This is a genomic window from Paraglaciecola chathamensis S18K6 (assembly GCA_000314955.1).
Taxonomy (GTDB): Bacteria; Pseudomonadota; Gammaproteobacteria; order Enterobacterales; family Alteromonadaceae; genus Paraglaciecola; species Paraglaciecola chathamensis.
The window spans coordinates 1-21,152 of the sequence record BAEM01000013.1; the positions used below are offsets into that span (position 1 = coordinate 1).

Annotated in this window: 18 protein-coding genes and 1 tRNA gene; 11 read left to right on the forward strand and 8 right to left on the reverse strand. The window is 43.7% G+C overall.

Annotated elements, in window-relative coordinates; genetic code table 11:
- Both GCHA_RS04370 and GCHA_RS04375 read right to left on the reverse strand, forming a co-directional pair.
- Positions 1-2,230, reverse strand: a 2,230-nt coding sequence (locus GCHA_RS04370; RefSeq protein ID WP_039992076.1) for an acyl-CoA dehydrogenase, incomplete at its 3' end; no start/stop codon positions are given.
- Between the two features lie 367 nt (positions 2,231-2,597).
- Positions 2,598-3,395 (reverse strand): M23 family metallopeptidase, encoded by a 798-nt coding sequence (locus tag GCHA_RS04375; protein WP_007985475.1) that lies wholly within the window; start codon positions 3,393-3,395, stop codon positions 2,598-2,600.
- A gap of 301 nt (positions 3,396-3,696) precedes the next feature.
- Between GCHA_RS04375 and GCHA_RS04380 the strand changes: the two genes are divergently transcribed.
- The 11 genes from GCHA_RS04380 to GCHA_RS04430 all read left to right on the forward strand — a co-directional run bounded on the left by GCHA_RS04380 (position 3,697) and on the right by GCHA_RS04430 (position 15,307).
- Positions 3,697-4,143: a MaoC family dehydratase gene (locus GCHA_RS04380; protein WP_007985477.1), complete on the forward strand. Its 447-nt coding sequence runs from the start codon at positions 3,697-3,699 to the stop codon at positions 4,141-4,143.
- Positions 4,144-4,421: 278 nt separating this feature from the next.
- Positions 4,422-7,106 (forward strand): TonB-dependent receptor plug domain-containing protein, encoded by a 2,685-nt coding sequence (locus GCHA_RS04385; protein ID WP_007985479.1) that lies wholly within the window; start codon positions 4,422-4,424, stop codon positions 7,104-7,106.
- A 166-nt stretch (positions 7,107-7,272) separates the two neighbouring features.
- A complete protein-coding gene (locus GCHA_RS04390) occupies positions 7,273-7,578 on the forward strand; it encodes a 4a-hydroxytetrahydrobiopterin dehydratase (RefSeq protein WP_007985481.1) in 306 nt (101 codons plus the stop codon).
- Between the two features lie 173 nt (positions 7,579-7,751).
- Positions 7,752-7,828, forward strand: a tRNA-Met gene (locus tag GCHA_RS04395).
- A gap of 160 nt (positions 7,829-7,988) precedes the next feature.
- Positions 7,989-8,447 (forward strand): ribosome maturation factor RimP, encoded by a 459-nt coding sequence (rimP, locus tag GCHA_RS04400; RefSeq protein ID WP_007985483.1) that lies wholly within the window; start codon positions 7,989-7,991, stop codon positions 8,445-8,447.
- A gap of 48 nt (positions 8,448-8,495) precedes the next feature.
- A complete protein-coding gene (gene nusA / locus GCHA_RS04405; protein WP_007985485.1) occupies positions 8,496-9,989 on the forward strand; it encodes a transcription termination factor NusA in 1,494 nt (497 codons plus the stop codon).
- Positions 9,990-10,013: 24 nt separating this feature from the next.
- Positions 10,014-12,623, forward strand: coding sequence for a translation initiation factor IF-2 (gene infB, locus GCHA_RS04410; protein ID WP_007985487.1), 2,610 nt, complete (start codon positions 10,014-10,016; stop codon positions 12,621-12,623).
- A 108-nt stretch (positions 12,624-12,731) separates the two neighbouring features.
- Positions 12,732-13,145, forward strand: a complete 414-nt coding sequence (gene rbfA / locus GCHA_RS04415; RefSeq protein WP_007985489.1) for a 30S ribosome-binding factor RbfA — start codon at positions 12,732-12,734, stop codon at positions 13,143-13,145.
- A gap of 3 nt (positions 13,146-13,148) precedes the next feature.
- Entirely contained in the window at positions 13,149-14,102 is a 954-nt protein-coding gene (gene truB / locus GCHA_RS04420; RefSeq protein WP_008303083.1) for a tRNA pseudouridine(55) synthase TruB, read from the forward strand.
- Between the two features lie 110 nt (positions 14,103-14,212).
- The gene (rpsO, locus tag GCHA_RS04425) at positions 14,213-14,482 is read left to right on the forward strand and encodes a 30S ribosomal protein S15 (protein ID WP_007985493.1); all 270 of its coding nucleotides are present in this window, start codon (positions 14,213-14,215) and stop codon (positions 14,480-14,482) included.
- A 156-nt stretch (positions 14,483-14,638) separates the two neighbouring features.
- A complete protein-coding gene (locus tag GCHA_RS04430; RefSeq protein WP_007985494.1) occupies positions 14,639-15,307 on the forward strand; it encodes a hypothetical protein in 669 nt (222 codons plus the stop codon).
- On the opposite strand, the gene GCHA_RS04435 is transcribed toward GCHA_RS04430, so the two are convergent.
- The 6 genes from GCHA_RS04435 to pqiB form a co-directional block, all read right to left on the reverse strand.
- Positions 15,297-15,662 (reverse strand): hypothetical protein, encoded by a 366-nt coding sequence (locus GCHA_RS04435; protein WP_007985496.1) that lies wholly within the window; start codon positions 15,660-15,662, stop codon positions 15,297-15,299. The two genes, GCHA_RS04430 and GCHA_RS04435, sit on opposite strands and share 11 nt — an antisense overlap.
- Complete coding sequence (locus GCHA_RS04440) at positions 15,662-15,880, reverse strand: DUF3820 family protein (protein ID WP_007985498.1); 219 nt, start codon at positions 15,878-15,880, stop codon at positions 15,662-15,664. Before GCHA_RS04440 ends, GCHA_RS04435 begins: the two co-directional genes overlap by 1 nt.
- Positions 15,873-17,669 carry an ABCB family ABC transporter ATP-binding protein/permease gene (locus GCHA_RS04445; protein WP_007985501.1) on the reverse strand — a complete coding sequence of 599 codons (1,797 nt, stop codon included), beginning with the start codon at positions 17,667-17,669 and terminating at the stop codon, positions 15,873-15,875. The genes GCHA_RS04440 and GCHA_RS04445 overlap by 8 nt, the downstream gene beginning before the upstream one ends.
- A gap of 106 nt (positions 17,670-17,775) precedes the next feature.
- The gene (locus tag GCHA_RS04450; protein WP_007985502.1) at positions 17,776-18,888 is read right to left on the reverse strand and encodes a diguanylate cyclase; all 1,113 of its coding nucleotides are present in this window, start codon (positions 18,886-18,888) and stop codon (positions 17,776-17,778) included.
- 22 nt (positions 18,889-18,910) lie between these two features.
- Positions 18,911-19,489: a PqiC family protein gene (locus GCHA_RS04455; RefSeq protein WP_039992080.1), complete on the reverse strand. Its 579-nt coding sequence runs from the start codon at positions 19,487-19,489 to the stop codon at positions 18,911-18,913.
- A gap of 4 nt (positions 19,490-19,493) precedes the next feature.
- Complete coding sequence (gene pqiB, locus GCHA_RS04460) at positions 19,494-21,152, reverse strand: intermembrane transport protein PqiB (RefSeq protein WP_007985506.1); 1,659 nt, start codon at positions 21,150-21,152, stop codon at positions 19,494-19,496.

The following is a 21,152-nucleotide window of genomic DNA, read 5'->3' on the forward strand; positions in this document are numbered from 1 at the left end:
AACCTTCCTTGACTAACTGTTGATTGGCATCAAGCAGTTCCATATCAAAGGTGTATTCGTCAACACGCACGGCTAACTGTCGCTTATTGTTATAATCGATTACGCGAGCGTATTCGTCTGCGTTTAGTTCACCGTTTTCATGTAGTTTAGTCACTGCATGTTCAAAGGAAACAAAAGGGACCACAGGGTTTTTGCGTAGTGCTTTTTGCACGACTTTAAGGATGGCCATTACGTCGTGTTTTGCCGCAAATGCCTCTTGGTTGATGTGGTTACCATCACCAGGTATGACCTTAACCAAGTGGGTTAAATCCGCCATGATAGAGCTTTGTGCCATGGTCGCATCTGATAGCTCACGTTTTAGCTTATCAGAGATGGCCGGCACTGAACGTGTATAGGTATTGGTTAACACGCGCATTAAGCCACGGGTAGCTGTGTTCGGGAAGTTATTCACGAATTCGTTTAGCGCTTGCTCACCCTGTTGTAAACACCATTGAATGGCGTATTCAAAGTATGGCTTGGCTTCGACGCGGTTAGTAACACGTTGCTCATAGAAACGTACAACAGCCATCGAGGCATACAAGTAGCTCATCACATCGCCCAAACGAGCCGATAGCATTTCTGCTTTTTTCAAATCACCGCCTAGCACCAACAAAGACAAATCAGCAAGTGGAGCGAGTTTGGCCGAAAGGGCATTCATGCGTTTTTCGTATGGTTTCACTTCCGGCAAGCTTGACTGCGCCGAACGGGTAAAGGTTAAGTAGCTTTTGCTAAAACTGCGTAGGGCATTTTTAACGCTAAAGCTGATCGTTTTCCCCAGTACCTTGTTGAATTCTTTGTCTGCTGATGCCTCATCGCTGTGGATCAAATCAACCATTTCTTTCATGTGTGGGTGACAACGCATCGCACCTTGGCCGAAAATCATCAAGCTTCGAGTTAGAATGTTCGCACCCTCAACGGTAATTGCAATGGGCTGTGCCGCATAACCATTGGCTAAGGTATTCTGTGGGCCACGTTGTATTGCTTTACCCGCTTGAATATCCATGGCGGTATTACACACATCACGGCCTAATTCAGTCATGTGGTATTTAGCCATAGCAGTGACAACAGAAGGTTTAAGGCCTAAACCCAGACCTTCAGTGGTTAATACTCGCATGGCTTCTAATACAAAGGTTTTGCCAGCAATATCGGCAAGCTTTTCTTGAATACCTTCGAAACGACCAATGGGCACGCCGAATTGTTCACGAACAAATGAGTATTCAGCAGTGGATTTAAGTGCCGATTGAGCAGAAGCAACCCCCATTGCTGGAAGTGAAATACCGCGCCCTGCACCTAGGCAACTAACCAGCATCTGCCAGCCGCGACCAATGTTTTTCTGCCCGCCTATAATGAAATCCATAGGGATAAACACTTTGTTGCCGCGAGTGGTGCCGTTATAAAAACGAATACCCATAGGATCGTGACGATTCCCTAGTTCAACACCTGGGTGTGATTTAGGAATAAGAGCACAGGTAATGCCTAGCTCTTTTTTATCGCCGAGTAGGTTGTCTGGATCAAACACTTTAAATGCAAGGCCAAGCACAGTCGCTATTGGTGCTAGCGTAATGTAACGCTTATCCCAAGTGACGGATAAACCAAGTACTTCTTCACCGTTATATTGGCCTTTCGTGACTATGCCCGTATCAGGAATAGCACCCGCATCAGAGCCAGCTTCTGGGCTGGTAAGGGCAAAACATGGAATGTCTTTACCGACAGCTAAATTTGGCAACCATTGATTTTGCTGCTCTGTAGTGCCATAGTGCATCAATAGTTCGCCAGGGCCTAACGAATTTGGAACCATCACAGTAACCGCAACAGCACTGCTTTTAACGGCAATGGTGGCCACTATGGTTGAGTTGGCATAAGGAGAGAACTCTAATCCGCCAAATTTCTTTGGAATGATCAAAGCGAAAAATTTATTGACTGATAAAAAGTCCAGCACATTTTGTGGTAGGTGATTGCTGTTTTGTAGCTCGTAATCGTCGACCATTTCTAGCAGTTCTTGCACGGGGCCGTCTAGAAATGCTTGTTCGTCAGCGCTTAGCGTTGCTTTAGGAATTGCACGCAACGCTTGCATGTCTGGTTTGCCACGATAAATTGACGATTCAATCCATACATCTCCCGCATCTAATGCTTCTTGCTCAGTTACGGAAATTGCAGGTAATACTTTTTTCAGGTTTGTTCTAATACTCATAATTTACTCATCCGCTCATCTGACCAGTTGCAATTAATACTACGCATATTCTTGAATAGATCAAATATTTCTTCGTTTTAGGTATGTCTCTAGGTTGTTATGCTGTGTAAATATTTCGTCACAGATAGCGTTTTTATTCCGCTTTTATCAAGTCAATAAACTTTTAAATCAATATGTTATTGAAAAGCGCGAAAGCCGATTGTGGATCCATAACGGGGCGCTAAGTTTGAATAGGTATGAGCAGGTGTTGTCGTCAACTAAGTTTGGCTTATCTACATTCACTGACTAGGCGTAGCTGATGAGTTCACACCCCAGTGAGACGCGTTCTTATACCATTTACTTTTAATAATTTACGCTCAGTGGTTAGTTATTTATTGGAATTGGTATTAAACGTGATGGGAACCGACTGGTATTTACCATGACTTTTGGCGAAGTACACCGCGAAGTGTAAATGCGGCAGTGATGAAAAACCTGTATTACCTGAATAGCCTAGTAACTGTCCGCGCTGAACGTGATCACCTAGCGCAACTGCGACACCTTTGTGCTGTAAGTGATAGTACTCACCTGTGGTGCCATCTTCATGAAGTAGCGTAACGAAATTGGCATATTTGGCATAACGTCGATGGGCCCCTCCACGGCGGTGGTTTTCTTGCAAATCGATAACTTGACCTTCACGTGCAGCATGAATAGGCGTGCCTATAGGCATGGCAAAATCAACGGCGTAGCGCGATGCACCTTGGTGGCTATAACCCCCATTGAATCCTTGAACCACTCTAAAGGATTGATTCTTTGCATAGGGTAGAGCATAACGATAACTATCATTATGCTTGGCGTTTTTAATGCCGGGAGTCCAATAGAAGCTTTCATGATTTGAAACCGAACGGTTGGCATCAATGGCACTCAGGGTTAGAATTTTTACTCGGGCTAATGCGTGGAGCACGCGAGTTTCGCTGTACGTGTTCTTTATAGAATTTTCACTTTTAAGGTTACGGGTATCCACATCAAGCGTTGAAGTAATAGGGTAGGGCTTGTTGTTACTTAACCAGTATTCTATGGTTTTACCTCGCTTAATTTTTTCAAAACAAGCCCAGTCGTCAATACAATAAGCTTGGGTTAAGAACGACATACCACTTAATACCGCAACACTTAGCCACCTTTTTATCATTTGAGCCTCTTGGAAACCGTTACACATAGTCATTTGTATTGAGATGCAGACCACTTCACTAGAAATAAATTTCTCATGTCAGGCAAAGTGCCTAATTATTAAGATGAATGGCCTCTTGAATACTCAATCGTTTCATCACCACTGTGAATGTTGACCATTTTTTAACGGCTCTTTTAACTAGATTTGTCGGTATTTATGCCCAATTTAATTTATACATCTCAATAACTTTAGGTGAGTTGCCACACCGAGAGGCTCGGTGCTAGCGTTATCGTGATGATATTACACTCTAAAGGAGCCACAGATGGCTAAAGGTTTGTTGGAAATTGAATTAGGTGAGGAGCTAGCGCCAAGCACTTGGCTGAAAATCGACCAAGAGCGGATTAACCTATTCGCTGATGCGACGGGAGATCACCAATGGATTCATGTGGATCCAAAAAGATGTGCGAGAGAAAGCCCCTTTAAAACCACGATTGCTCATGGCTATTTGAGTGTGACATTAATGCCAGAGTCCTTTTATCATATGGTTCAGCTCGATTCTGCAAGCCAAACAGTATTGAACTACGGAATAGATAAAATACGCTTTTTAGAGCCAGTTCGTGTTGATGATGAAATACGTTTTGTGTCTTCTTTGGCCAGTAAAGAAAAGAAGCCCCTTGGCACCTTATTTAGCTTCGACACGCAGATAGAAATCAAAGGACGAGACAAGCCTGCTGCTGTAGGTAAATTCTTAATGATGCTTCTGGGTTAAACTTTAGTCTGAGCAATCTTTTTACCCAAAAGATTGCTCTATCATGCCTAACTGGTCTGACCATGAATTGAGCTAATATTTACATATAAGTAACATTGCGTTTACATATCAATAATCCCCCCCTACTATCATTGTGTCGCTTAAGTTTAGCGCCCGAGAATCAGTCACTTACTGGTTAGAATTATAACTATTAGACAAAATTGACGCGCGGTCAGTCTGAGTGGAAGCCGTTGTTTACACGCTCGATTTTAATCTGATAATTACCTCGAGAACACACGATGAAGATAAACACACGAGTCAGTGCTTTAGCCGCGGCTATTTCCGCGCAATTTTTATTAACCACGCCTACCGTATTAGCCCAAGAAGCTAACGTAGAGAAAAAAGAAGATATAGAAATGATTATGGTGACCGGTAGCTTCGTTCGCCGTAGTGAAAACTTTGAATCACCTTCCCCTTTGTCCGTCGTTGATAGTGTTGCTATTGACGCGCTGGGCGCGAAAAACATCGCCGATATCACGCAAACCCTCACCATTAACACCGGGGCTGAAAATAACCCAGATGCATTCACGCAAAACGCCACAGCAGGTACTTCAAATATCAATCTGCGCGGGTTAGGTGTTGCCTCTACTTTGGTGTTGTTAAACAATAAACGCCAAGTGGTTACTGCGCAGCCGACCAACAATGGCTTGAACTTTGTGGATACCAGCTCTCTGGTTCCTATGATTGCGATCGACAGAGTAGAAATTATCAAAGATGGTGCTTCAGCACTTTATGGTTCAGATGCGGTAGCAGGCGTGGTGAACTTTATAACCAAACGAAATTATGACGGCGTTAAGCTCAGCGCAGACTACCAAGACGGTGCTCATGGCAATAATAAAGAATATGTATTGCAAGGTTTATGGGGCACTAGCAGCGATGATAGCAGTATTATAGCGGCAGTGAGCTATACCAATCGTTCACCTCTTTTTATTAAAGATCGTCGTTTAAGTCGACCGCAAGATGACAGCAGTGCGCTCGGTAACCCAGGCTCATATTTTATTGGGCCTACGCCGTTTATTGATCCCTATGGTTGTGAGGAATTCGGTGGAAGTCCATCATTGCTCGCGCCTCCAGGGACTGTACCAGGCTTAGATGTTGGCCTGTGTATGTTTGATTTCGGTAAAGATTATTCATACGTACCAGATGAGTCTCGTCTTAATGCTTATGTAAAAGCAGAATATGAATTGACTGACGAAATGAGCTGGACGACTGAAGTTAGCTTTGCACGTAACCGCGCATCTCGTGGTGGCGCGCCTAGTTTCCCTATCTTAACAGGCCCAGTCGTGCCCGCCGATCACCCTGAAAACCCATTTGGACAAGCAGTTACTTTTTTCGGCCGTGCTGAAGGTAACGGTAAAGCCCCTGATTTTGCTAATACGGAATCTGATACATTTCGTTTTAACACCGCATTGCAAGGTGAGCTAGAGCATGGCTTCTGGGAGTTGAGTTATACCAATGCCACCAATGACTTCTTCTTCAGCGTTCCGGACGTGTTGAACACAGAATTTAACTTAGCGTTAAATGGTTTGGGCGGCGGACAATGTAATCCGTTAACGGGTACGCCAGGCGAGGGCGATTGCGAGTACTTTAATCCTTTCGCGACATCGTACACAACTGCGCCTAACTCTCAGTACGTAATTGATTCATTTACAGGGCTTGAAACCATCGATTCAAAATCTGATTTGCAAGTATTTGAAGGTTTTATGTCGTTCGATGTGTTTGATATGGACGGCGGTGCTGCTGGCCTTGCATTTGGTATGCAATACCGCGAAGAATCATTGAGCCAAGATTACGACGCACTGGCTAATCAAGACAGCTTTACGTTTGTAATAGGTAACCCTGACTTTGACGGATCTTTAGATGTGTGGGCTGCGTTTGCTGAGATGGCACTACCGGTAACTGACGATTTAGATATTCAGCTTGCTGTGCGTTACGAAGATTACGGCGGTTCTATTGGTGATACGATTGATCCAAAAGTGGCGTTTTCTTATCGTGCTAGTGAAGAGCTTTCATTCCGTGGTTCAATATCAACCTCGTTCAGAGCACCAACGGTATTTTTAAGAAATGGTGGTGGCACCTCGCTACAACAACTTAATGACCCACTTATCGGTGCGAATGCCTTTGCAGCAGTGCGCACTGTAGGGAATGAAGACTTAAAACCTGAAGAATCTACTGCATACAATCTTGGTGTGTCGTTCGAGCCGATTAGCGACTTTTCTATTGAAGTTGACTACTGGAACTTCGAATTTGAAGATTTGATTATTCAAGAGAATCCGCAGGCCGTGTTGAATTTAAATCCAAGCGATCCTGAGCGTATCGTTCGTGCAGGTGACCCTCTGACTGGCCCGCTGACTCAAGTGAACAACACTTACGTGAATGCTAGTTCCCTTGAAACTTCAGGTTTAGATTTTGTGACCAGTTATAAAATAGACACAGATGCTGGCATGTTTGTACCGTCTATCAATGCCACTTATATTTTAGAATATGAGCTAGACGACCCTCAAGCGGGTAAAATAGACGGAGCGGGTCGCAGAAACTTTACCAATATTGGTACTTCGTCTCCTGAACTACGCTTGAATCTAGGTTTAAACTGGTCTTCAGGTGCACACTCAGCTAACATTTTTGCTCGTTATATAGATAGCTATGATGATGATCAAAACTGTGCAGATGGCAGCGTTAATACAGGTTCATGTGAAGCGTTAGGTGGTTTTAAAGGCGTTGATAGCCAAGTGACCTATGACGTGCAGTACAACGTGAATTTGGGCGCCTTGTTTGACACACAAAACAACTATGTATTGTCCGTTGGCGGCATAAACATAACGGACGAAGAGCCACCACAATTATTCACCAACAGTGGTTTCGACAGTAAGGTACATGATCCAAGAGGCCGTCAAATTTACGCACGCTTCGCAGTAGAGTTCTAGGCATTACTTCTATTATGAAAAACCTGCTTCGGCAGGTTTTTTTGTTATGTCGCCTTGTAAACTTAAGTGCCCGCATGAGTAGTATTTAAATCTTCCGTTCACTTTCATTTTAACTCTGCAACGGCATGATAGACGGTGACGTAGAATGATCAAATAAGAGGATGACATGGTCGACAAATTAACAGAGGGTGAAACCCAAGCGAAGTTGAATGAGTTAAACAAAGATTTGCCGGCAGAGCAGCAGTGGCAAATTAACAACGATAAACTGACTAAAAATTTTAAGTTCAAGAGTTTTATCCGCGCATTCGGCTGGATGAGTCAAATTGCTATTTGGGCCGAGAAGCTCAATCACCATCCTGAGTGGTTTAATGTATATAATAAAGTAGAAGTTAATTTAACAACGCACGACGTGGGTGGTTTAAGTGAGTTGGACTTTAAACTGGCGGCTAAAATGGATCTTTTCCACGTTTAGGGCAACACGTAACCAGCTGATTTGTATGAATTGTATACAGAGCAATTAAACTTCTGGATTAATTTGTGATTTATGCTTCACAACACTTGCACCGTCCCGTTAGCTATGTATAATACGCCCCACTCGAGACGCGACACACATTACGATGTGTTGTTATCGACAAAGATTTCAAGCGCGGGATGGAGCAGTCTGGTAGCTCGTCGGGCTCATAACCCGAAGGTCGTAGGTTCAAATCCTGCTCCCGCAACCACTTTTTGAAACTTGGCATTCAGTCAATTTTCGGTGAGAATAGTGGACTAGGGTCCAGAAACAAAAAGCCCCGCTTGTACGGGGCTTTTTGTTATCCTTTTTATCCTGTTTTTAATTTACTCTGGGCTGATGGCCCTTTTTTCGTTTTTGGAGCGTGAGTTTTGTCACAACTAGAACAGAAATTAACTGAAATGTTGACCGCACCTGTCGAAGCCCTTGGCTTTGAGATGGTGGGGATTGAATTTGTTCGCGCAGGAAAACACTCAACCATGCGCGTTTACATTGATCACCCTGATGGTATTACGGTGGATCATTGCGCAGAGGTAAGCCACCAAGTAAGTGCTGTGCTTGACGTGGAAGACCCTATTAATACCGAATACAACTTAGAAGTGTCCTCACCGGGCATGGAACGTCCCTTATTTAAGTTACAGCATTATATCGATTCAGTGGGTGAAGTCGTCACATTACGATTGAAAATGCCAATGGGAGACAGACGTAATTTCAAAGGTAAATTATTGTCTGAAGCTGATGGCATGCTAACTATTGAAGTCGATAACCAAGAATTTGTATTGGCCTTTGCCAATATTGAAAAAGGCAATGTTGTTCCAACGTTTGATTGAGTAGATGGCCATAAAGGCTTTTGCTAAAGAATAATCAGTGAGGCAATCATGAATAAAGAAATTTTGTTAGTGGCGGAAGCCGTTTCAAATGAAAAACAAGTTCCAAGAGAAAAAATCTTTGAAGCGTTAGAGTTCGCCATTGCAAGTGCTACTAAAAAGAAAACTGAAGGCGAGATTGAAGTTCGAGTATCTATCGACCGCGTTACAGGTGATTTCGATACATTCCGTCGTTGGATGGTTATCGCTGATGATCAAAAGCAAGAGAATCCATTTGCTGAAATGACCTTGTCTGCAGCGCAAATTGACGAGCCAGATATTCAATTAGGTGAATATGTTGAAGATCAAATCGAGTCCATTAAATTTGACCGTATAACGACGCAAACGGCTAAGCAAGTCATCGTACAAAAGGTACGTGAAGCTGAGCGCGCTCAAGTGATGGCAGAGTACGAAGAACGTGTCGGTGATTTAATTACCGGTACAGTCAAAAAGGTTAACCGCGATAACATTATTATCGATTTAGGTAACAACGCTGAAGGCGTTATTTACCGCGATGACATGCTACCTCGAGAAACTTTCCGTCCAGGTGACCGTGTTCGCGGTTTACTTTACGTTATTCGCCCTGAAGCGCGCGGAGCACAGTTATTTATTAGCCGTACTCACCCAGACATGTTGGTAGAGCTATTCAGATTAGAAGTGCCTGAGATTGCTGAAGAGACCTTAGAAATTAAAGCAGCGGCTCGCGATCCAGGTTCACGAGCTAAAATCGCAGTGAAAACCAATGACAAACGTTTGGACCCAGTGGGTGCATGTGTTGGTATGCGAGGATCACGTGTGCAAGCAGTGAGCAGCGAGCTAAGTGGCGAGCGTGTTGATATCGTGTTGTGGGACGATAACCCAGCGCAATTTGTTATCAACGCAATGGCACCAGCAGAAGTGGCATCAATCGTAGTAGATGAAGATAACCACACGATGGATGTTGCGGTTGAGTCTGACAACTTAGCACAAGCGATTGGCCGCAGTGGTCAAAACGTACGTTTAGCCGCTCAGCTTACGGGCTGGGAATTGAATGTGATGACGGTTGAAGACTTAAACTCCAAGCACGAAGAAGAAAACTCTAAAGTGCTAGCTGTTTTCGTTAATGGTCTTGATATTGACGAAGATTTTGCTGCGGTATTGGTTGATGAAGGTTTCTCAACGCTTGAAGAAATCGCTTATGTACCCATTAATGAGCTACTTGAAATTGACGGTCTTGATGAAGATATCGTTGAAGACTTACGTAGCAGAGCGCGCGCTGCCTTAACCACGCAAGCGTTAGCCAACGAAGAGACATTGGAAGCCTCTGAACCAAAAGAAGAGCTATTAAGTTTAGCCGGTATGGAACGCCATGTTGCCTACACATTGGCAAGTCGCGGTATTACCGATCTTGAAGCGCTAGCGGAGCAAGGCGTAGACGAGATCAGCGATATTGAAGAACTAGACGAAGAAAAAGCGGGCCAATTAATCATGGCTGCACGTAACATTGTCTGGTTTAACGAAGAATAGGGTCACCAAAGAGGAATTACGAATATGGCAGAAGTATCCATTGAAAAACTCGCCGCCGATATCGGCACTTCGGTTGACCGCTTAGTTAAGCAGTTTAAAGATGCTGATATTGTTAAAGCGGCAAATGAAAACGTGACTGAAGATGAAAAACGTCAGCTGTTGGATTATTTAAGCAAACAACATGGCGGTACGGGCTCTGAAGCGCCCAAGCGAATGACATTACAACGCAAGACGACCAGCACGCTCAATATGGGCAAGTCTAAAGCGGTAACGGTAGAAGTACGTAAAAAACGCACTTATGTTAAACGTACTGATGTAGAAGAAGCGCGTTTAGCGGAAGAAGAAACGGCTCGTGCATTAGCTGAGCAACAAGCGCAGCTTGAAGCTGAAAAAGCCGCCGAAGAAGAAGCGAAAAAAGCGGCTGAAGAGAAAGCGAAAAAAGCTGCTGAATCTAAAGCGAAGGCAGAAGCAGAACGTCTTGCTCGTGCAGAAAAAGCGAAAAAAGAAGCTGAAGCGCGTCAAGCTGAAGAGTCTGCTTTGAGCCCCGAGGAAAAAGCAGAACAAGAGCGTGCTCGCACTGAAGCGGAAAATATCCGCAAGAAGCAAGAGCAAGAAGCGCAGCGTAAGCTTGAAGAAGATGCGAAAAAAGCAGCAGAAGAAGCGCGCAAGCTGGCTGAAGAAAACTCACGTCGCTGGAAAGAAGAAGAAGAGCGTCGTAAGAAGCAAGAAGCAGAAGAAGTGCATGTACACAGTAACCGTTATGCACAAGAAGCTGAAGATGCTGATGATATTAAAATTGAACGTGGCGGACGTCGTCGTAAAAAGTCAAAACGCAATGCAGGTTCTGACCTTAAGCATGCGTTTAACAAGCCGGCTCAACCGGTTGAGCGTATTGTACGTTTAGGCGAAACGATCTCCGTTAGTGACCTAGCAAATAAGTTGGCTATTAAAGCCACTGAAGTTATCAAAGCCATGATGAAAATGGGTGAGATGGCTACGATTAACCAAGTATTAGACCAAGAAACAGCGGTATTAGTCGTTGAAGAAATGGGACATAAATACGAGCTTGTTAACGACAACGCGTTAGAAGATGAATTGTTGGCGGATAATGTAACGTCTGACTTGGCATCTCGTGCGCCAGTTGTGACTATCATGGGACACGTTGACCATGGTAAAACCTCGTTACTTGATTACATTCGACGCGCGAAAGTAGCCGCAGGTGAAGCCGGTGGTATTACTCAGCACATCGGTGCGTATAGTGTTGAAACTGATAATGGGCGCATCGCGTTCTTAGATACACCAGGTCACGCCGCGTTTACCGCAATGCGTGCTCGTGGTGCCACAGCAACAGATATCGTTGTTTTGGTTGTAGCTGCAGATGATGGCGTGATGCCTCAAACCAAAGAAGCGGTTCAGCACTCTAAAGCCGCTGGCGTTCCTTTGATTGTTGCAGTCAATAAAATGGATAAAGAAAGCGCCGATCCAGATCGTGTTAAAACTGAATTGTCACAACTTGAAGTGATTTCAGAAGAGTGGGGCGGTGAACACCAGTTTGTTAACGTCTCTGCTAAAACAGGTTTAGGTATTGATGCATTACTAGAAGCAATTAGCTTGCAAGCTGAATTACTTGACTTAAAAGCTCCGCCTACAGGCTCTGCTAAAGGGATTGTTATTGAGTCACGCTTAGATAAAGGGCGTGGTCCAGTGGCTTCTGTTTTAGTTCAAGAAGGTCAGCTTAAAGCCGGTGATATCCTACTTTGTGGTATTGAGTATGGCCGAGTTCGTGCTATGCGTGATGAAAACGGTCAAAATGTTGCAATTGCGGGCCCGTCGACGCCAGTAGAAGTACTTGGTTTGTCTGGTGTGCCAGTGGCAGGTGAAGACGCCTTAGTGGTTCAAGATGAGCGTAAAGCCCGTGAAGTAGCGACTAAGCGTAATGCTAAACAACGTGAAATTAAGCTTGCTAAGCAGCAAAAAGCGAAACTTGAAAACATGTTCGCCAACATGGAAGCAGGTGACGTTAGCGAGTTGAACATTGTACTTAAAGCCGATGTTCAAGGTTCAGTTGAAGCGATTTCTGACTCACTAACTAAATTGTCTACCTCTGAAGTGAAGGTAAACATTGTGGGCAGTGGTGTAGGCGGAATTACTGAAACAGACGCCAGCTTAGCTGCAGCATCTAGTGCTATCGTGGTTGGTTTCAACGTACGTGCTGATGCAAGTGCTAGACGTATCATCGAATCAGAAGAAATTGATTTACGTTACTACAGTGTTATCTATAGCTTGATTGATGAAGTTAAGATGGCGATGACCGGTATGCTAGCCCCAGAGTTCAAACAAGAAATTATTGGTTTGGCTGAAGTACGTGACGTGTTTAAGTCACCGAAATTGGGCGCAATTGCAGGTTGTATGGTAGTTGAAGGTACAATTAAACGCAGTAATCCTATCCGCGTATTGCGTGAGAATGTGGTTATCTATGAAGGTGAGCTTGAGTCATTAAGACGCTTCAAAGATGACGTACAAGAAGTACGTAACGGTGTTGAGTGTGGTATCGGCGTGAAGAACTACAATGACGTTAAAGTGGGCGACCAAATCGAAGTATTTGAAATCGTTCAAGTTGAGCGTGAGCTATAATTCGCCAACATAGAATGTTAGCGCGTTAATGACTATTGAATTAAAACGGAGGCTTAGGCCTCCGTTTTGTCTTAACAAAAGCATAATTTGATGCTTTAGGAGATTAGAATGGCAAGAGAATTTTCTCGTACAGACCGAGTAGGTCAGCAGATCCATAAAGAAATCGCCAGTATTTTACAGAACGAGTTCAAGAACCGTGACCCAAGGTTGGGTATGGTGACAGTGTCAGCCGTAGAGGTGTCTCGGGATTTGTCGTATAGCAAAATTTATGTGACTTTCTTTGAGAATGACGAAGAAGTGATGAAGAATTATTTGGCTATCCTAGAAGAAAACAAAGGGTATATTCGCACGTTATTGGCAAACCGTATGCGTATGCGCGCGGTTCCTGCGATTAAATTTGTTCGTGACGGCTCTTTAAGTGAAGGTATTCGTATCAGTAACTTGGTTGACGAAACGCTAAGCAAAGACAAAGAACGAGCTCGCAATGCAGGGCGTTCACTTGATGAAGAACAAGAGGACTAAGGATTGGCCAGACGTCGTAAGGGTCGTGCAATAGACGGTATTCTACTATTGGACAAACCGCTAGAGATATCCTCAAATCAAGCATTACAGAAAGTGAAACGCGCGTTTTTAGCGGCGAAAGCAGGGCACACCGGCGCGCTTGATCCGCTGGCAACGGGTATGCTGCCAGTATGTTTAGGCGAAGCAACCAAGTTTTCACAGTTTTTATTAGACGCTGATAAAACGTATATCGTCACAGCAAAACTAGGAGTGCGTACTACCACTTCAGATGCTGACGGTGACGTGGTTGAAACCCACGATGTGAATGTGACTGAGCAACAGTTAAAAGAGGCTTGCGAGACATTCAAAGGGCCAATTAAACAAGTGCCGTCTATGTTCTCTGCGTTGAAACACCAAGGAAAGCCATTATACCATTATGCGCGTCAAGGTATTGTGATTGAGCGTGAAGCCCGTGATATCACGATTTTCTCGCTTAACATTACTCGCTTTGAGGGTGATGAAGTCGATATGGAAGTGCATTGCAGTAAAGGCACCTACATTCGTTCTCTGGTTGACGATCTGGGGCAGCTTCTAGGTTGCTGTGCGTATGTGAGTAAGTTACATCGTACCGCTGTTGCTGATTATCCTAGTGAAAAAATGGTGACTTTTGAAAAGCTTGAATCTCTGCTTGAGAAAGCGCAGGCCGAGCAAATTCCTTTAACCGACATCCTCGATCCCTTATTGATACCCATGGACAGCGCGGTAAAAGCCTTACCTAGTGTGCATTTGTCACCGGTAGCAAGAGATTCTTTTTTACACGGTCAGCCCGTGCCATATGAAAGTGAAGAGCAGGTTGCCAAAGGGACGTTAGTGCGTACCTATTGTACTCAGGGACAGGTATTTTTAGGCGTTTCTGAGATTGATAATGACAATAAAGCGGCGCCAAAACGCGTTGTCGTCTTTAGCCCCCAAGGTTAATTGTATTTGCCCTTGCTAATTAATCGTTTGTCACTATAATACGCGCTTCTTGGCACGGCTGAATTAGTGATCGGCCTGCTGTATTTTTAGCTCTTATATTGGAGAAAGTTATGTCACTAACTACTCAAGAAACTGCAGCAATTATTGCTGATTTTGGCGTAAAAGAAGGTGATACTGGTTCACCTGAAGTTCAAGTTGCATTGTTGACGTCTAACATCAACAAGCTTCAAGGCCACTTTGCTGACCATAAAAAAGACCACCATTCACGTCGTGGTTTGTTACGCATGGTTAGCCAGCGTCGTAAGCTTCTTGATTACCTTAAAGGTAAGAACGTTGAGCGTTATCAAGATCTAATCAAGCGTTTAGGCCTACGTCGTTAATCGACAGCTTTATACGTTTGAAAGAAAGCACCTTCGGGTGCTTTTTTCGTTTTAGAGGGTATATTTCTGGTCATACCATTGGCTAATTTTCAATCACTGATATCTTGATAAGATTGGTTTTTATTCAATAAAAACAATAAGATCACGGTACTCAAAATGGATAACCTGGCGCGCTCCCTTATACTCGTTTGTATTTTACTCAGTCCTTGCACTCAAGCAGAACTTATTCAATGGGATGCATTTGAAACAGGGGATAATCTTGCCGTTAAAGACAATACAACTGGCTTGATTTGGCTTGACCTGACATTGACTAATCATTTGAGCTACAACGACGCAGGCAACGCCTATTCTGGCTGGGAATACGCCTCAGCTGATGCGGTCTATGGGTTACTTGATAGCGCTTTTACCGATATTCAGTTGGTTCGTCACGATACACAAGAACCTTCTAACTATGAGCGAAATTGCTCAAACACCAGCGATTGTTATGCGCAAGCGACAAACTGGCAAACCTTATTTGGTATGACACAAGGCAGTCGATATTATCAAACTTACGCGTTTGGCTTGTATAGAGATGACAGTAGCCGTTTGCGCATGGCTGGTAGTTATTTAAATGGCAGTGCATTAGCGAATGTTTACGGGCAAGACTTTGATAATGCACATAACACTCAGTTGAGCGAATCGAATGATCTTTACAGTACTTTTTTGATCCAATCTCAACCACAGGCGCAAGCGTCCTCAACCGTCTCGGCGGGTGCGCCCAATGCATTTGCCTTTCTTTGTTTTCCTTTTGTTTGGCTAGCGATACGTAAGAAAATCAGAGAATAATATTGTGTAACGCGTGTTGACGCTCTTGCTCTGTTAATACGTTGATAAAGGGCGTTTTACGGCGCAATTTTCGCATTTGGGGTGTGTCGGCTATCACTCCTTGAATAAAGTCATCGGGTGACTCCTCGATACATTCCATCAAGCATATCCATACTAGGTAACCTCCATGGCGTAATAGGCCATTTTGGTAGCGTGACTCAATGGTGTCGATAACCTGTTGACGAAGCTGAGGCTGGGCAATTAGTTTTAGCGCCATCGCTTGGTGCAATACTCGTATCTGCTTATCAATATTTTCGTTCTGTTTAGGGCTAGAACGATGACCAGAGCGATTAAAACGGGAACGAGGGGTGTACATTATCTGAGTAATGGCTGTAACATATTTTCTAAGCCATTTACCTTAATCTCATGCATTAGCGCCAATTGCTGCCCCAGTTTTCCTTCTGGGAACCCTTTTTGGCTAAACCACACCAGGTAGGGCTCTGGTAATTCTAGCAATTTTCTACCCGCATATTTTCCAAATGGCATGGTTTGGTTAACAGCGTCAATCAACTGTTGATTTGGTTGTTCAGGCATCTTGCGTATTCACTTTTTGTTGGGTATTCCACAGCTGATAATAGGGGCCTGTATTCCTAAGAAGTGTAGGGTGATTTCCTTGCTCTACCACACGGCCATTTTGCAGAACTATTATGCTATCTGCATCCACAATCGTCGAGAGCCTATGAGCGATAACCAAGCTTGTGTGGCCTTTAGCAATCTCTTTAAAGGCACTTAAAATAGCTTGTTCCGATTGGCTGTCCAATGATGAGGTGGCTTCGTCAAACAGCAATATAGGCGCTCCTTTTAAAATGGTACGGGCAATCGCCACGCGCTGCTTTTCTCCGCCGGATAGCTTTAAACCTCGTTCACCGACTTTGGTTTCCCTGCCTTTTGGTAAGGCGTTGATAAACGCTGATAAGTGAGCATGTTCGATAGCTTGATTGACTTGCTCGTCACTCGCTGTTGGGTTGCCGTAGCGAATATTTTCAAAAATGCTGTCGTTAAATAAGACGGTGTCTTGGGGCACTATTCCAATAGTTTGACGCAGTGAGGCTTGGGTGGAATCACTGACGGGCTGGCCATCTATGTAAATTTCGCCGCTAGTTGGATTGTAAAAGCGAAATAATAACTTGATGACGGTGGATTTACCCGCGCCACTTGGGCCCACTATGGCCACTTTTTGACCGGCAGGAACAGTGAAACTCACATCATGTAGAATTTGCCTGTCTGGTCCGTAACCGAAGTTAACCTGGGAAAAACGTATTTCTCCTTCGCTGACTTTAATGGTTTTTGCATTCTCGTTATCGACAATATTTGATGACTTGCCTAATAGGGCAAATAGGTTTTCGATGTTTGCTAGCGCCCCTCGTATCTCTCGATATACGAACCCAAGGAAGTTGAGCGGCATAAAAATTTGCATTGTAAACGCATTGATTAACACAAAGTCACCTATGGTCATGGTGCCTTGAGCGACATAATAAGCCGCCACGGCCATCATACTGGTCATAGCGATGGCGATAATAGTGGCTTGCCCACCATTTAAGGCAAAAAGAGATAATCGGTTTTTGCGCCTAGCAACTTCCCAATCTGCTAGGGCTACATCGTAGCGCTTTGCTTCATACTCTTCGTTATTAAAGTACTTTACGGTTTCGTAGTTCAAAAGGCTGTCAATGGCTCTGGTATTACTGAGCGAATCCGCTTGATTGACTGCGCGCACAAACTCAGTACGCCAATGGGTGGCTTTAACAGAAAAGCTGATGTAGCTGATGACTGAGACTAAAATAATGACCGCAAAGCTCCAACCGTAATTATAAAATAGCACGCCTACAACGGCTAAAATCTCTAATAGGGTCGGGACGATGTTAAACACTAAAAAGCGCATAAGGAAACTGATACCGCTCGTGCCGCGTTCAATATCCCGTGATAAACCGCCTGTCTGACGATTTAAGTGGTAATCAAGATCCAATTTATGCAGGTGTTCAAATACTTGCAAACTGATACGACGCATGGCGCGCTCGGTGACTCTGCCGAAAAGCGTATCACGAATTTCCCCGAATAATACATTCGCTAAACGCAGTAGACCATATGCGGCAATTAACGCAAAGGGTACAAGTACTATCGAATTGCTGGAGTCTTCGGCGTTTAGGGTATCAACGGCATGCTTGAGTATGAAAGGCAAACCAATACTGGCGACCTTGGCGGCAATTAAGCAAAGCATGGCGAAAAATACGCGTTGTTTAAACTCTAATAGATAAGGCCACAGTTGTTTTATTACGCGCCAGTTAAATGTGAGGTCTTCTTGTTGCTGATATTGTTTAGAGCGCATGTATTTCGCTTATTCTGTCTGACGATTAATGGCCAGCTCTAGGGGGTTATATAACGCCAGCGTTGCTTATTCGCCCCATTGCTTAGCTAGGTAGCGGGCAAAGTGGTTAGTCTGTTACCACAGTACAGTTACGACCATGTGTTTTAGCGCGATATAAATTAGTGTCCGCTCTGCTAATGGCATGATCTAGTTTGTCTTGAGGGTGCATCTGATAGATGCCAATGCTCACCGTGACTGATAAATGTGTAGAGTCTACTTTTTGTTCATAACTTTCTATTTTTTTACGTAATTTTTCAGCTAACACAAACGCTTGTTGCTGGGAGGTTTCGGGCAACATAAATAGGAATTCTTCTCCGCCCCAGCGCGCTACCGTGTCTTGTTTACGCAAACCATTGGCGAACATCTGACCGACTTGTTTAATCACAATATCGCCGACATCGTGACCATATTTATCATTCACCTGTTTAAAATGATCGATATCACACATCATCAGGGTCATATTTTTACTGTGCCTGAGGGTCCGCTGGTGTTCATATTCGAGTTTTTCTAACATGCCTCGGCGGTTTTGCAAGCCAGATAAGGAATCAATACGAGCTTGTTGCTCAAATTTCTTACTAAGTTCTTGCTGCGTTTTAAATGAGCGCTGTCTTGAATATTCATAGAACACGAACAGCATACTGACGGTTATAAATGAGTAAATAAGACGAGAGCGAAACTCATAACTGTACTCAGCAAACAAGAGACCATTGTTGGGGAACTCAAGAATAAGAATGACGACTAGGGCGAAAATGCCCAGTTGAATTAGCCCTCTCTTTAAACCACCAAAAAACAGCACGACTGGGGGAACTATATAAATCCATAAAGGACCTGTATTTTTTACCCCGCCCATCACAATCAAATACAACATCAGTAACATGAGTGCCGACGTCACTAAATTAGCAGAAAATTTATAGCCATTTTTACTTTGAAAATATTTAAGAATTATCCGTGAGGTAAAGAATAAAACACTAGCGATTAATAACGTCACTCCTAGATAGAAGTCGCCGTTATGAACCCATTGACTACGAAATAGGGCAGCTACACCTAAAATAAAGGTAATAAAATATCCAATAAAACCGAATAGGTTGGTGACTTGGATTTGCTGTCGTACCGCAGGAGAGTTACTCGCTTTTGTTCCTGTATTTAAATAATTTCTAATGAAACGACTAACGATAAACATATGTGCTTAGTATCCTTTTTGCTTATTCAATATCGTTAATTATCTGATGACTGAGTTTTAGTAATTGTTCTGCAAGTAGAGTAACACTGTGGCTGTATCCTTGTTGAGATAATTCAGACGTAAATGCAAAACTTTCCTGCGACGTCAGCCCATCGGTTTGAGCTTTGTTCACATGCCAATACTGGCCGCTGGTGATGACTTGCCCTTGGTCTGTGGGCATGAAACGCTTGATACTGATAACAAGGCTTTCGAGGTTGCCGGTTGCATCAGGCGAATCATAAGCAATAAAGCGTGTTTCTGTCGCCTTGTCGTTTAACCACGCGAGTAGGGTGTTATGAATACCGGTTTGTAAGTTTTCCGCCCAAAGATCAATATCAGAATAGTACAGTTGATTACCCTCTATTTGCATCACCAAATTAGGGCGTTTAAGGTAATCAGCTAGCAATATTCTATCGACAACGACCACTCGCTTTACCTCTTTTGGAGAGGCTGATATAAGCGGAGTATGGCTGTTCAACATATAAAACTGTTTCATCGGCGCTTTCGAGGTGCTGCAAGCCGCTAATGTGAAAAGCAGGATTAATACACTCAATCGTTTCATATTATTAGTTCCCTTGCTGGGTATTTGGTTGACTTCCAGGCTGAAGATAGGGCTTGGGAGATTTATCAAAAATAAGGCTGTTCGGTGCTTGGTTTAGCTCAAGTAACAAAGGTTGTAATTCACGTAATCTGTGCTGTAAGGTCTCTAATGTATCGTTAATTTCGTTATTTGTTTTAGAGCCAGAAGAAAATCCTCGAGTTAACTCTGCTATGCCTGACAGCGCGGCTGCAAGTTTCACACTGACTTGTTGCTCATCCATTTCTTTTAATGTTTCAGCGAAATCATCAGCCGTAGTGTTCATACTATTCGCACTGGCACTAATGTCAGCCATCATCTGATTCGCTGCTGAGGACATCTGCACGAGGTCCATGTCATTGATGTTATCGAGTATGGCACTGACCTTTTCCGTTATTTGAGAAAACTCGTTTGAAATGCTTGGGATCACGGAATACTGTTGGAACTGCTCCATCTGGGCAACAGGGGCGTTGGGATATTGTTCTAAATTAACAAACAGTGCTCCTGTTAATAAATTGCCAGTTTGCAATGATGCCCTAAAACCGTTTTCTACCCAGATTTTGATTTGCTGATTGATAAATTCGATACCCGCTGCATCATCAGTTTGTTCAACTCGACCCGGTTGAATGCCAATAACGACGGGAATGGCCACACCTGAGTCCAGCCATTTGTGCTGCTTACCATTAGGCGGGTTAATTTCCAGTACTTTACCGACTTTAATACCTCGGTATTCTACTGGTGCACCAATGCGTAATCCACGTACGGTATCATCTACCAGGATCACAAATTTAGCGGATTCTTTGTAGCGTTCCTCAGCCGCTGATTCATAAGATTCATGTATGCTAAAATACGAGCGCTCATTCACTCGCTCACCTTGCGGCATACCTTCGGGGACGCCGAATGCGACCCCATTGGTGATGAGCGTTTCTATACTACTGCTTTTGACTTTAAAGCCGTTTGCGCCTATGTCCATTTCTACACCACTGGTATTCCAAAATTTGGTATTGGTGGTGATGAGTTTGTGATAAGGCGCTTGAATAAAGGTGTTGTAGTACACAACGCGTTCATCGAAGTTAAAATAGATACTCTCAAATTCGCCTACTTTTAGCCCTTTATAGATAACAGGGTCACCTTCTTTGAAAGCGAATTCAGCGTTACTGTTTAACGTAACATGTAACCCTGGTGTGCCGCTTGGGGTAATAGGTGGTGCAGATACGGCAACAAAATCTCGACTCGAACGACCTTCTAAATTCGTCGACATGTTAATGTAAGTGCCTGATACTAAAGTGTTTAGACCGGAAATACCATTGAGCGAAATGCGCGGGTTTACTGACCAAAATTCGGTGTTTTCGCGTAATAAACCTTCAGAGTTGGCTGACATACGCGCTGTTACCAGAACTTTTTGTAAATCTTCAGTCAGTTCAATACTTTTAACTTCGCCTACATCAACATTATGCATTTTTATTTTCGTTTTACCTGCTTCTAATCCTGATGCATTTTCAAACACAATACTGATCAATGGCCCTTGATTGCTCCACTGGTGATAGAACATCCACCCACCCATGCACACAGCAATGAAGGGAACTAACCATATTTTCGAAATGCTTTTAACGTGCTTAATATCAGCAGGTTCACCATTGTTCGCCAT